The 13851-nt window shown below is 61.6% G+C and carries 9 protein-coding genes and 2 pseudogenes; 10 read left to right on the top strand and 1 reads right to left on the bottom strand.

Annotated elements, in window-relative coordinates; all coding sequences use genetic code 11:
* Positions 1-48: 48 nt before the first annotated feature.
* The 10 genes and pseudogenes from AC1D06_RS15660 to AC1D06_RS15705 all read left to right on the top strand — a co-directional run bounded on the left by AC1D06_RS15660 (position 49) and on the right by AC1D06_RS15705 (position 13126).
* The gene (locus AC1D06_RS15660) at positions 49-426 is read left to right on the top strand and encodes a DUF1330 domain-containing protein (protein ID WP_477986922.1); all 378 of its coding nucleotides are present in this window, start codon (positions 49-51) and stop codon (positions 424-426) included.
* Between the two features lie 81 nt (positions 427-507).
* A complete protein-coding gene (locus AC1D06_RS15665; RefSeq protein WP_477986923.1) occupies positions 508-1572 on the top strand; it encodes an alpha/beta hydrolase family protein in 1065 nt (354 codons plus the stop codon).
* Between the two features lie 188 nt (positions 1573-1760).
* Positions 1761-2612, top strand: a complete 852-nt coding sequence (locus AC1D06_RS15670) for an SDR family NAD(P)-dependent oxidoreductase (RefSeq protein ID WP_477986924.1) — start codon at positions 1761-1763, stop codon at positions 2610-2612.
* A 275-nt stretch (positions 2613-2887) separates the two neighbouring features.
* A complete protein-coding gene (locus AC1D06_RS15675; protein ID WP_477986925.1) occupies positions 2888-4186 on the top strand; it encodes an adenylate/guanylate cyclase domain-containing protein in 1299 nt (432 codons plus the stop codon).
* 6 nt (positions 4187-4192) lie between these two features.
* Positions 4193-4360, top strand: a pseudogene (locus tag AC1D06_RS15680) (epoxide hydrolase); the annotation flags it as partial.
* A gap of 29 nt (positions 4361-4389) precedes the next feature.
* Positions 4390-4680, top strand: a pseudogene (locus AC1D06_RS15685) (EamA/RhaT family transporter); the annotation flags it as partial.
* A gap of 230 nt (positions 4681-4910) precedes the next feature.
* Entirely contained in the window at positions 4911-5918 is a 1008-nt protein-coding gene (locus AC1D06_RS15690) for an SLAC1 anion channel family protein (protein WP_477986926.1), read from the top strand.
* Entirely contained in the window at positions 5915-6868 is a 954-nt protein-coding gene (locus tag AC1D06_RS15695) for a GlxA family transcriptional regulator (protein ID WP_477986927.1), read from the top strand. The genes AC1D06_RS15690 and AC1D06_RS15695 overlap by 4 nt, the downstream gene beginning before the upstream one ends.
* Before the next feature lie 760 nt (positions 6869-7628).
* On the top strand, positions 7629-9380 hold the full coding sequence (locus AC1D06_RS15700; protein WP_477986928.1) for a M10 family metallopeptidase: 1752 nt from the start codon (positions 7629-7631) through the stop codon (positions 9378-9380).
* A 119-nt stretch (positions 9381-9499) separates the two neighbouring features.
* Positions 9500-13126: a hypothetical protein gene (locus tag AC1D06_RS15705; protein WP_477986929.1), complete on the top strand. Its 3627-nt coding sequence runs from the start codon at positions 9500-9502 to the stop codon at positions 13124-13126.
* 384 nt (positions 13127-13510) lie between these two features.
* Here AC1D06_RS15705 and AC1D06_RS15710 read toward each other — a convergent pair whose 3' ends face one another.
* The gene (locus AC1D06_RS15710; RefSeq protein ID WP_477986930.1) at positions 13511-13726 is read right to left on the bottom strand and encodes a hypothetical protein; all 216 of its coding nucleotides are present in this window, start codon (positions 13724-13726) and stop codon (positions 13511-13513) included.
* Positions 13727-13851 lie beyond the last annotated feature (125 nt).

Consider the following 13851-nt stretch of genomic DNA (forward strand, 5'->3'; position numbering starts at 1 on the left):
GATCGTGGCAACGGAGAAACGTGGCCAATCGACGGAAGGGACACGACTATGAAGAAACTCATCATATGCGCAGCGAGCATTATCGCGATTGCCGCCGGCTCGACTGGCCACGCGCAGGATGGGCAAGCACCCGGCTATATGATCGCCAACTACACGATCAAGGATCAGGCCGGCTTTCAGAAATACATGGAAGAAGCTGGCCCGCTGGCTCCGAAATTCGGCGGAAAGATCATCGTCTTCAACCTGAATGCGACTGCAGTCGAAGGCAAGCCGCAGTCCGTCATGGCCATCGCCGAGTTCCCGAGCGTGGCGGACGCCCAGCGCTTCTACAACTCTCCCGAATACACGGCGGCGCGCAAGTTCCGCATCGCTTCGACCGAGGGTTCGGTCGTGATCACGGAAGGCTTTGTCCCGTCCAAGCAGTGACGGGCAAACGAGGCGGCACCTGATCCCGAGCGACGCCGCCATTTTCTGTCAAACATCCATCTCATCAGGAAGGAGCCTGAAATGGGCAACCCGAATGACACGCCGCTTCACCCAGATGGTGCAGCGTCCACCAGTCGTCGGCAGCTTTTGAAAGCCGGCGCGGCACTCACCACCCTTCCCCTCATGGCCGCCGCCACCGCAAGCGCCCAGGCCGCAGACGTAAAAGCGACAACAACCATGACCGATACAAAATCAGAAGAGTTCATCAACGGCATGGCCGACCTGATGGCGCACTCGACCCGTACTCCCATCCTGCGATGGCCGCATGAATACGGCATGGAGTTCGAGGAAATCTTCTTCCCGGCGATGGATGGTGTGACGATCGAAGGCTGGTTCATCCCCGCCGATTCAGATCGCCTGATCATCTGCAATCATCCCATGCCCTGCAATCGCTACGGATATCCCGGCCACCTGGAGCCTTGGACGAATTTCGGCGGCTTCGAGGTGAACTTCCTGCCGGAATACAAGGTCCTGCACGATGCCGGCTATAACATCATCGCCTACGACATGCGCAACCATGGCCGCAGCGGCACGGGAAGCGGCGGCGTCAATGGCCACGGGGTCCTGGAATATCGCGACGTCGTCGGCTCGATGCGCTACGCCAAATCCAGACCCGACACCAAGGAGATGAAAACGGTTCTCTACAGCCGCTGCCTCGGTGCCAATGCGACCATCGTCGGCATGGAAAAGCACCCGGAAGAGTTCAAGCACATCAAGGCGTTGATCGCACTGCAGCCCGTCTCGCCGAGTGTGTTCGTCCAGACCGCGGTCGAGAACCAGAAGATCGAGAACGGCCTCGAACGCTTCGACACCGCGTTCCACAAGCGGACCGGCTTTCATCTCGCCGACGTATGGCCGATGGAATATGCCAGGGCGGTCACCGTACCGACGCTCGTCGCCCAAGTCCGCGACGACTTCCTGACCAAGCCTTCCAATGTCCAGGAAATCTACGACACGATCTCGTCGAAGGACAAGAAGCTGTTCTGGATCGAGGGAACCGATCAGCGCTTCCAGGGATACAACTACTTCGGTCAGAACCCGCAGCTCGTGCTCGATTGGTTTGGCACGCATATCAACGCCGTCTGATGGCTCGATCGGCGCTGTCTCCAAGATAGCCATATTGGAACGCCGCCCGGCGGCGAGGAGACGCTGTCGGGCGTTTACGGCAAGGCGCCAATTTAGAAATGCCCTTTCTAAGTACATGCAGATAATAGCGCCTAATCAGCACGCCGCACCTGTCTTATCTTGTCGTCACACAACGAAGGAATGTGAATATGAGCAACGTATGGATGATCACAGGTGCCGGGCGCGGCATGGGACTTGAATTCGCAAAGGCCGCGCTGGCAGCCGGTCACAAGGTGGTGGCGACCGGGCGCAATCCCGACAAAGTATCCAGCGCCATCGGCGACGCGGCAGAGTTGCTTGTCGTCAAACTGGATGTGAACGAGCCTGAGGATGCCGCGCTCGCGGCAAAATTGGCAGTGGCCCGCTTCGGCCGCATCGATGTGCTGGTCAACAATGCCGCCAGCTTCTACGCGGGCTATTTCGAAGAACTGACGCCTGCCCAGATGAATCTGCAGCTGGCCACCAGTTTCAATGGCCCTATCAACGTTACGCGTGCCGTGCTGCCGGTGATGCGAAAGCAGCGGTCGGGCAAGATCATCTCGATTTCGTCGAGTGCCGGATTCGGCGGCTTCGAGTTCGGGAGTGCCTATGCGGCCTCCAAGTTCGCGCTTGAAGGATGGATGGAGTCGGTTGGGGCCGAGGTCGCGCCATTCGGCATCCAGACCATGATCGTCAATCCGGGCTTCTTCCGGACGGAACTCCTCACCGAAGAGTCCACCAACTACGCGGCCCCTGCGATCGAGGACTATGCCGAGCAGCGGTCGCAACAGTTGGGATTCTGGAAGTCCTACAACGGTAAGCAATCCGGTGACCCCGCCAAGCTTGCCCGGGCTTTGCTGACGCTCACCGATCTGCACGAGCTGCCAACCCGCTTCATCGCAGGCGCAGATGCCATCGGCACCGCCGAACAAAAGATCGCGACGCTTCAGAAGCAGATCGACGCCCATCGACAGCTCTCGACATCGCTGGATTTCGACGACCTTGCCGCCACGGGCAACTGAGCGCCAATTGCAAGAATGGCTTCCAGTCGTCGTCCTGCGAACCCCGCGAGTTCATGACCGACGCGCAGACACTGTACGCCCACGTCGCCCTCGCCGACGGAAGACCTGTCGTCAGGCGACGGAGCTGACCAGTTGCGTCGGCGCGGGTCGGAGCGCCGCACGCATGGACATCCGGCTGTTCCCCTGGCGAAGCAAGCCACCGTCGTTCCCATCGCTCATGATCGATGTTATGCTCCGGCATGCGCCCAAGCACCCGCTATGCTCGCAGTGGCGAATTGAACATTGCCTATCAGGTCGTGGGCGATGGACCCATCGACATCGTCTATGTTCCGGGCTGGGTTTCCAATCTCGATCACACCTGGGAAAACCCGCGCTGGGCGCGCATGTTCGAGCGCCTGTCGGGTTTTGCGCGGGTCATCCTGTTCGACAAGCGCGGGACCGGGCTTTCGGATCGCAATGTCGGCTTTCCGACGCTCGAACAGCGCATGCAGGACGTGCAGGCGGTCATGGATGCGGCGGGCTCGCGGCGTGCGGTGCTGATGGGCACGTCGGAGGGCAGCAGCATGTGCATGCTGTTCGCCGCGACCTTTCCGGAGCGCACCGCGGGGCTGGTCCTCTATGGGTCTTTTGCCAGGGGCCTGTGGGCCGAGGACTACCCCTGGGCCAAGACCGCCGAGCAGGTGGAGGAGGAACTGGCGATGATCGCGCGCGACTGGGGCAATGCCTTCGACCTCAGCAACGCCGCGCCGACCCTCGTGGGTGACAGGCAGGTGAACGAATGGTTCGCCGCCTATCTGCGCAATTCGGCTTCACCGCAGGACGCGATCGCGCTCTGGCGCTGGAATACCGAGATCGACGTGCGCGATATCCTGGGCTCCATTCACGTTCCCACGCTGGTCCTGCATCGCACCGGCGACCGATGGCTCAAGGTCGAGGAAGGCCGCCTGGTGGCCGATGGCATAGCCGGGGCGAAATTTGTCGAGCAACCCGGCAACGACCACGTCATCTGGGGCGAGGGCGTGGACCGCACCGTCGACGAGATCGAGGAGTTCCTGACCGGAATGCGCCCGCTGCCGGCGTCGGAGCGCGTGCTCCTGACGGTGCTGTTTACCGATATCGTCGGCTCGACATCCATGGCGGCGGAACTGGGCGATCAGCGCTGGCGCGATCTGCTCCGCCGTCACGACGAGCTTGTCCGGGCGGAATTGCGCCGCTTCAACGGGACCGAAGTCAACACGACAGGCGACGGCTTCCTGGCGGCCTTCCAGGGGCCGACAAAGGCGATCCAATGTGCCGACGCCATTCTCAGGCAGGCAAGCAAGATCGGCATCGCCATCCGCACGGCACTGCATACCGGCGAATGCGAACGGCGCGAAGACGACCTGAGCGGAATTGCCGTTCACCTCGCCTCACGTCTGCTCGGCTTGGCCGGAGCCAACGAGATCATTGCCTCGCAGACCGTCAAGGACCTCGTCGTCGGATCGGGCATCGCGTTCGACCCCCGCGGCGAAGCGGAATTGCGCGGGGTTCCAGGCAAGTGGCAGATTTTTGCGGCGCGCGCCGCGGCAGGCTGATGGTTTGAGAACGCGTTGCCTCTGATCATGACCCATCGCTGGCCAGGTTTGATCTTCGAACTGCTGGGTGTCATCGGTCCGTTGACGGATCCCACCAACCACGGCGGCAAGGCCGAGGACGCCTTCCATCTGGTCATCCCGTCCATTTCCGGTTTTGGCTTCTCGCAAAAGCCGACGCGTCTACTGGGAGAATCTAAAGGCAGGCGCGAAGCTCGCTCTATCTTTGGGGTACATCCTTCGCACTTCGGGCGACCGTAGGCGGGGTGTGGGCGTGGAATGTCGCGTCGCAAAGCCTGCCCGTCGCGCTGGCCGCGCAATTGATCGTGTCGGAAACCGCCTTTGGAGTCATCGGGGGCCTTGTCGTTCATGGTCGGTGGCCGACCGTAATGGAAGTAGCAGGGATCGTGATCCTGCTCATTGGGGTGGTCCTGTCAGTCCGCATTTTCTACGAAAGACAGTTTCGATCGGGCGGCGCAGTGCCCGCCCATAATTAAATGTGTCGCTGCGGTCCTCGTCGTCTCGACCTCGTGTCCGGATTGGCCGGAACCGGTCGAGTGGTCTCGGCAGTTTGCGCCGGACGCAAACAAGCCCGCCGACAGGCGTGACGACCTCCGCGGCCGTCACCAGCCACATTTTGGCAGAATATGTATTCTCTATACATTATCCGCCAAACCGGCATTGCACTACATTGAAGGCATATCATTTGCCTAAATGGAGTTTTGCAATGTCCGAGATGGTTTTGACTGATGACACCAGGTTTGTGTCCAAACCCAAGCATACGATCAGGCTCCTGCCGATCAATCTCTTCGCCTCCGTGATGGGGCTTGCCGGACTGAGCCTGGCGTGGAGGGAGGCGGCGAAGCTCGGTATCGTCGAGGCGGCTGTGGGGGAGGCGATCGGCTGGGTTGCCGTCGCCGTTTTCATCGCGCTTGCGACCGGCTATCTCGCCAAGCTTGCGCTGCATCCGGGTGCTATCCTGGCCGAATATGATCACCCCGTGCAGAACAACTTCTTCGCCACGATCGCCATCGGCATCCTGCTGCTGTCGTCGTTCCTGCGGCCGTATAGCACCATCGTCGCCCAGACGGTCTGGACGATGGGGACGCTGTTGACCTTTGTCACCGCCTATGCGGTCATGCAGCGCTTCCTTGGCCGGCAGCACCGGGGCGAGGACACGCTGCCGGCTCTGCTCATCCCGGGTGTCGCCACGCTCGATATTGCCGTGACGGGGTCGGCCATGCCCTTTGCCTGGGCGCACGAAGTCAACCTGCTCGCCTTTGCCGTCGGGTCGGTGATCGCCGGCGTTCTGGTCGTGTTGATCTTCGGTCGGTTGCGGCACCACGAGGCGATCCCGATGATGATGCGGCCGTCCCTGCTCATCCTGATCGCTCCGTTCGCCGTCGGCTTTCTGGCCTATACCAATCTGACCCGACAGGTGGATATGTTCGCCGCCTCGCTCTACTATTTCGCGCTCTTCCTGCTCTTGGTCTTGGTGCCGAAAATCTTCCGGTCCGGCATAGCGTTTGGCGTCAACTGGTGGGCCATAGGCTTCCCGCTCGCCGCCTTTTCCATTGCCAGCTTCCGCTATTCGTCAGCCGTCGGCAGTCCGTTGCTGCAGGGCCTTGCGGTTGCCATCTTTGTCGCGCTGGCGATTGCGATTGCCGTCTTGTTCACGCGCACGCTGGTGATCATACTGACGGGGCGTCTGTTCCGTCTGGAGAGCGGCAAGTGAGAAAGATCGCCATCCTGGCCATGCAAGGTGTTCAGCTTCTCGATGTCATCGGCCCCAGCGACGTGTTTGCCGAAGCAAACCGCCAGCTGGGGCAGCGCTATTATCAGCTGGAGATCGTCAGCGCCAAACGCGGGCCGGTGCGGGGATCGTCCGGCGTGCAGCTGATCGCCGATCGGGGGATCGACGAACCTGCGGGCGAAATCGATACCCTGCTGATTGCCGGYGATCCCCTCATCCAGGAGCGCCCTGTGCCGGACGACATCCTGCAATGGGTGAAATCCGTATCGGATGAGACGCCGCGCGTCGGTTCGGTCTGCTCAGGCGCCTTCGTGCTGGGGGAGGCGGGATTGCTTGACGGCTTGCGGGCCACGACACATTGGTCGCAAGCCGGTGAATTCGCCCGCCGATTTCCTGCCGTGAGACTGGAACCGAACCGCATTTTCACCACGGACGGAAAAGTGTGGACGTCAGCCGGCGTCACGGCTGGCATCGATCTGGCGCTGGCCTTGGTGGAAAAGGATGTCGGCCTTGACATCGCGCTGTCCGTCGCCAGGGAACTCGTGGTTTTTCTCAAGCGGCCCGGCGGCCAGTCGCAGTTCAGCACGCATCTGATTGCCCAGAGCGCGCAAAAGACGTCGATCAAGGCGGCACAGGATTTCATCAACGACCATCTCGAATCCGATCTGGCAGTGCCGGCCCTTGCCGAACGTGTCGGCATGAGCGAACGCAATTTTGCGCGGCTGTTCAAGCAGGAGGTACAGATGACGCCGGCGCAATATGTGGAGTCGGTTCGCCTGGAAGCGGCGCGCCGGCTGGCCGAAGATGCGAGGATTCCGGTGAAGACGGTGGCGAAACAATCCGGATTTGGCGACGTTGTCACCCTGCGCCGCGCCTTCCTGCGCAAATTCTCGATCTCGCCCACGCATTATCGCAAGAGCTTTTCGCGCTGAGGCGATGTCGGATCACCGCAGCACGCGGAAATCGCCAGGCACGCGGTCGGGTTCGAGCGGCTCGCGGTCAACGCCCTGCACGCGGCCGCGAATCCGCACCAGCAATGCCTTTTCGCCTTCATCCATGCGCGGCTCCCATCGGCGCGGGGAATTCTAAGCCGACTTTCGTTGGCAAGCCAGGGATTCATCCGCTGACTGCATCAGAAGCGGAGATGCCGTGGCGTTTCATGTCCAAATCGGCAGCGGCCCGTTCTGCAACACCGTCTTCATGACAAGGGTCGAGGACAGCCGCAGCATGTGCGAAAGGGTGAAAAGTTTTTCGTCATGGAGCGCTGGAGCGCGGCGAGGTCCTTGGTGATGACATTGGCCGCCCGCACCGTGTCGAGTAGCAGCAATGCGCGCGGACGCTTCCGCGCCTCGATCCCGACAGCTTTCATCGAGACCTTGCCGATTCCTCTATGCTTTCCATTCCCTATACATGTCAAACGCGATAAAAGGTGTATCTTGAAGAGTTGATGATGAATTCTACTTCAGGAGGAATACGATGAGCGGTACTGGAACAACTTCTTCGGTCGTCACCGCCACCGGCGATCAGTATATCGATGGAGTTTTGGTTGGTCATAAATGGGCCGATTCCGTTATTTATTATTCATTTTCAACATCTAACGCAGCCTATAGTTACACTGATTCAAGCGTGACCGACCTGCCGGCCAACTTTCGCGTTTTCACCGCACAGCAAGAGACTGCGGCGGAGTTTGCCTTGGATGGCTCGCAAAATGCCGCAGCGGTGGGTTTTTCCATCGAAGGCTTCACGCTGGCCGATATCCAGAGCCGTGGCGACGTCAATTCCACCAGCGGCACGAACATACGCTTCGGTGGAACGACATCCAGCCAGCTCGGGACGTCGCGGGTGGCCGACTTTCCCGGCAACATCATCACGTCCGACACCAGCGACGACGGCGATATCTGGATCGGCAGCTCCACGGATGGAACGATTTACGACTATCGCACGCCGGTTGCGGGAGGTTATGCATGGTATACCCATCTGCATGAAATCGGCCACGCAATGGGTCTCAAGCACTCTCAGGAAAGCTCGGTCTACGGTGCCGTTCCAGCAGACGAAGACTGTATGGAATTCACCGTCATGTCCTACCGGTCGTATGAGGGTGCGAATATAAGCAATTTGCACAACGAGGAATGGGGCCACGCGCAGACCTATATGATGCTCGACATCGCTGCGCTGCAGACGATGTACGGCGCTGACTACACGACCAATTCGGGCGATACCGTCTATAAGTGGACCCCCGATTCCGGCAATACGGTGATTGATGGCACCATAGTGATCGAGCCCGGTGCCAACCGGATTTTCGCCACCCTCTGGGACGGCGGCGGCAGCGACACCTATGATCTCAGCGCCTACACATCGGCCATCAGCGTCGATCTTCGGCCGGGTAAATGGTCGGTCTTCGACAGCGATCAGCTCGCCGGTCTCGGTGACGGACATACCGCGCGTGGGAGCATTTTCAACGCGCTGGAATATCAGAGCAATCAGGCTTCGGAGATTGAAAACGCCATCGGCGGGTCGGGCAATGACACGATTACCGGCAACGATGTCGACAATGTCCTGACCGGCGGCGGCGGCGGCGACGCCTTGATCGGCGGAGACGGCTCGGACACCGCATCCTATTCGAACGCCGCCGCGGGGGTCACCGCAAATCTGGCCACGCCGGCCAGCAATACCGGCGACGCCGCAGGCGATACCTATGACTCGATCGAAAACCTCATCGGCTCGGCTTCCGCCGATAGCCTCACAGGTGACGGCAATGCCAACGACCTGGCCGGCGGCGGCGACAATGACACGCTGACCGGCGGCGGCGGCGCCGACGCCTTGTCCGGCGGAGACGGCACGGATACCGCATCCTATTCGACCGCGGGCGCGGGGGTCACGGCCAATCTGGCGGCGCCGGGCGGCAATACCGGCGACGCCGCGGGCGACACCTACGACTCGATCGAAAACCTCATCGGCTCAGGTTTCGCCGACACCCTGACGGGTGACGGCAATGCCAACAGCCTGGACGGCGGCGGCGGCAAGGACAAGCTGGACGGCGCCGGCGGCAAGGACACGCTCGATGGCGGCGACGGCAATGACAAGCTGACGGGCGGAGCGGGCAGGGACAAGCTCTATGGCGGCGACGGCGCCGATCACTTCCTGTTCGCTGCGGACCAGACCGGCGCCACCAAGAAGAGCGCCGATACGATCTTCGATTTCTCCAAAGCCGAACACGACAAGGTCGACCTTCACGCGATCGATGCGAGTACCAAAGCCAGCGGCGACCAGGCTTTCACCTTCATCGGCGCCGGCAATTTCGACCACCATGCCGGCGAGTTGCGCTATGTCGACACCGCGACCGACACTTACATCTACGGCGACGTCAACGGCGACGGCAAACAGGATTTTGCCATCCGCCTGCACGAGGACGTGACGGTGACGGCGGGGTATTTCGTGCTGTAGGTTTGTCGTCCTGGGGTGCTGAGCCTTTGTTTTACGACGCTCCATTCCCCAGGCAGGTCAAAAGCGATAAAATGTCCCTCTTGGACAGTGGCAGATGAGATCTTCCTCGGGAGAGTTCAATGAGTGGTACTGGAACAACCACCTCTGTCGTCACCGCCACCGGCGATCAGTACATCGACGGGATTTTGGTCGGTCATAAATGGGCCGATGCCGTTATCTATTATTCATTTTCGCAGACCAACGCGGCTTATAACTATACGTCACTGCCTGACCTGCCGGCCAACTTTCGCGTTTTCAGCACAGGGCAAGAGACTGCGGCGGAGTTTGCCTTGGATGGCTCGCAAAATTCCGCAGCGGCGGGTTTTTCCATCGCCGGCTTCACATTGGCTGATATCCAGAGCCGTGGCGAAGTCGATTCCACCAGCGGCACACATATTCGCTTCGGTGGAACGACGTCCAGCACATTGCCAACGTCGCGGGTGGCCGACTTTCCCGGCAATCTCGTCACCGCCGACCCGAGTGACGACGGCGATGTCTGGATCGGCAGTGCCTATGACGGAACGGCGAACGACTATCGCTTTCCCACGGCGGGAAATTACGMATGGGCTACCCATTTGCATGAAATCGGCCACGCAATGGGCCTTAAGCATCCCCATGACACCGGAGGGTCGGGCGTTGTCGTTCCGCTCGACGAAGATACGATAGAATTCTCCGTCATGTCCTACCGGTCCTATTACAACGCGTCGACGGCGGGTGGATATAGAAACGAGCAATGGGGCTTTGAGCAGACCTATATGATGCTCGACATTGCCGCGCTGCAGACGATGTACGGCGCCGACTACACGACCAATTCGGGCGATACCGTCTATAAATGGACACCCGATTCCGGCAATACGGTCATCGACGGCAGCATAGCGATCGCGCCGGGCGCCAACCGGATTTTCGCCACCCTCTGGGACGGCGGCGGCAACGACACCTATGATCTCAGCGCCTATACGGCGGGCATCAGCATCGATCTGAGGCCAGGAAAATGGTCGGTCTTCGACAGCGACCAGCTCGCCTATCTCGGTGACGGAAATTTCGCGCGCGGCAGCATTTTCAACGCTCTGGAATATCAGAACAATCAGGCGTCCGAGATTGAAAATGCCATTGGCGGGTCGGGCAATGACACGATCACCGGCAACGATGTCGACAATATCCTGACCGGCGGCGCTGGTGGCGACGCTTTGTCCGGCGGAGACGGCACGGACACGGCATCCTATTCGAACGCAGCCGCAGGGGTCACGGCAAACCTGACCGCTCCGGGCGAAAATACCGGCGACGCCGCGGGCGATAGCTATGACTCGATCGAAAACCTTATCGGTTCAGGTTATGCCGACAGCCTGACGGGCGACGGCAATGCCAACGGCCTGGATGGCGGCGGCGGCAATGACACCTTGACCGGCGGCGCCGGTGCCGACGCCTTATCCGGTGGAAGCGGTAGCGACACCGCATCCTATTCGACCGCCGGTGCAGGGGTGACGGCCAATCTGGCCAACCCGGCCGAAAATACCGGTAATGCCGCCGGCGATAGCTATGACTCGATCGAAAACCTCCTCGGCTCCGCCTTCGCCGATAGCCTGACGGGCGACGGCAATGCCAACGGCCTGGACGGCAGCGGCGGCAACGACACCCTGACCGGCGGTGCTGGCGCTGACGCCTTGTTCGGCGGAGATGGCAGCGATACCGCATCCTATTGGACCGCCACCACAGGGGTCACGGCCAATCTGGCCATCCCGGCCGAAAATACCGGTGATGCCGCCGGCGACATCTATGCCTCGATCGAAAACCTCCTCGGCTCGGCTCTCGCCGATAGCCTCACGGGCGACGGCAATGCCAACGGCCTGGACGGCAGCGGCGGCAATGACACCCTGACCGGCGGCGCCGGTGGCGACGCCTTGATCGGGGGCGAYGGCACGGATACCGCMTCCTATGCGAACGCGGGTATAGGGGTCACGGCCAACCTAGCCGCCCCGGGCGGCAATACCGGCGATGCCGCCGGCGATACCTATGACTCGATCGAAAACCTCCTCGGCTCGGCTTCCGCCGATAGCCTGACGGGTGACGGCAACGCAAACGGCCTAGCCGGCGGCGGCGGCAATGACACCCTCATCGGCGGCGCCGGGGCCGACGCCTTGTCCGGGGGCGATGGCACGGATACCGCCTCCTATGCGACTGCAGGCGTGGGGGTCACGGCCAATCTGGCCGCCCCGGCCGGCAATACCGGCGACGCCGCGGGCGACACATATGACTCGATCGAAAACCTCATCGGCTCCGCCTTCGCCGATAGCCTGACCGGCGACGGCAATGCCAACGGCCTGGACGGCAGCGGCGGCAATGACACCCTGACCGGCGGGGCCGGCGCCGACGCCCTGTCCGGCGGAGACGGCATGGACACGGCGTCCTATTCGACAGCTGCCGCCGGGGTTACCGCCGATCTGGCCGTCCCGGGCGGCAATACCGGCGATGCTGCCGGTGACACCTATGACTCGATCGAAAACCTCATCGGCTCCGCCTTCGCAGACAACCTGACCGGTGACGGCAATGCCAACGGCCTGGATGGCAGCGGCGGCAATGACACCCTCATCGGCGGCGCCGGGGCCGACGCCTTGTCCGGCGGAGACGGCATGGACACGGCGTCCTATTCGACAGCCGCCGCCGGGGTCACCGCCAATCTGGCCGCCCCGGGCGGCAATACCGGCGATGCTGCCGGTGACACCTATGACTCGATCGAAAACCTCATCGGCTCCGCCTTCGCCGATAGCCTCACCGGTGACGGCAATGCCAACAGCCTGGACGGCGCTGGCGGCGGCGATACGCTCAACGGCGGTGCCGGCGCCGACGCCTTGTCTGGCGGAGACGGTACGGACACGGCGTCCTATTCGACCGCCGCCGCCGGGGTTACGGCCAATCTCGCCGCCCCGGCCGGCAATACCGGTGACGCCGCCGGCGATACCTATGACTCGATCGAAAACCTCATCGGCTCCGCCTTCGCCGATAGCCTGACGGGTGACGGCAATGCCAACGGCCTGGCCGGTGGCGGCGGCAACGACACCCTGACCGGCGGCGCCGATGCCGATGCCCTGTCCGGCGGAGACGGCACCGATACCGCATCCTATTCGACCGCCGCCGCAGGCGTCACCGCAAATCTGGCCACCCCGGCCGGCAATACCGGCGACGCCGCCGGCGATACCTATGACTCGATCGAAAACCTCACCGGCTCCGCCTTCGCCGATATCCTGACGGGTGACGGCAATGCGAACAGCCTGGACGGCGGCGGCGACAAGGACAAGCTGGACGGCGCCGGCGGCAAGGACATCCTCACCGGCGGCGACGGCAATGACAAGCTGACGGGCGGAGCGGGCAAGGACAAGCTCTATGGCGGCGGCGGCGCCGATCACTTCCTGTTCGCTGCAGACCAGACCGGCGCCACCAAGAAGAGCGCCGATACGATCTTCGATTTTTCCCATGCGCAACGCGACAAGATCGACCTTCACGCGATCGATGCGAATAGCAACGTGAGTGGCGACCAGAAGTTCACCTTCATCGGCACCGACAACTTCGACCACCATGCCGGCGAACTGCGCTATGTCGATACATCGACCGACACCCTGATCTATGGCGACGTCGATGGCGACGGCAAACAGGATTTCGTCATTCGCCTGCACGAAGACGTGACGGTCGGGAGTGGCTATTTCATTCTGTAGATGTGGGGGTCTGGAGCCTGGAGCGCAGTTCTGATGGATTGAGAACCGCGCTCCAGGCTTTACCGACCTTTCCCGCCCCTGGCACCCTATAGCTTCGCCCTGGTCAGCCGCTCGACGGCGTCGGCGATCATGTCGCAGAATTTCGCATGGTCGAGCTTCATCGCAACCATTGGCAGCCACGACCTCGGCCGCTTTGCACCAGGCGCGGCCGAGGCGAGGGGGGCGTCGACAAGGCGGAATATGTTCAATGATCACAATAACTTAGCGCAAAATGCGCCTCGGCGGTCACATCGCGATGCATCGGCTTTTCACAGATCACGTCGCCGGACTATCGACCGGGAACGATCGATGGATTGACGCATCCACCAGTCGGCTCCGCCCCGGCTACTTCGATTGCTGGGCGCGCTTGCGCGACGGCGGTGCTTCCACGGCAGGCACCGGAGGCTGTTCGAGCCGCAATGCCTTCAGCTTGGCCGTCTTCTTCTCGCGGGCGGCGGTTTCGGCCGCCACGATGAGACGCGCGGCATTGTCGGTTGTCGCCGCTTTCGCTTGGGGGTTGGCTCGTTTAGCAGGGAAAAGCTGTTCCCGGTCGGTTGCCACTGTCTTATCCTCTTGCGGAATTCGTCACGGGCCGGTGCGCGCGGGGTTTGGTTCTGGTTCCCGGACCCATGCTCTCGCGCTACAGTTTCTTTCGCAATGCCCTGCGCTGTCTGCGGATTGCTTCC

The organism is Rhizobium sp. P2_G2 (assembly GCF_056403555.1).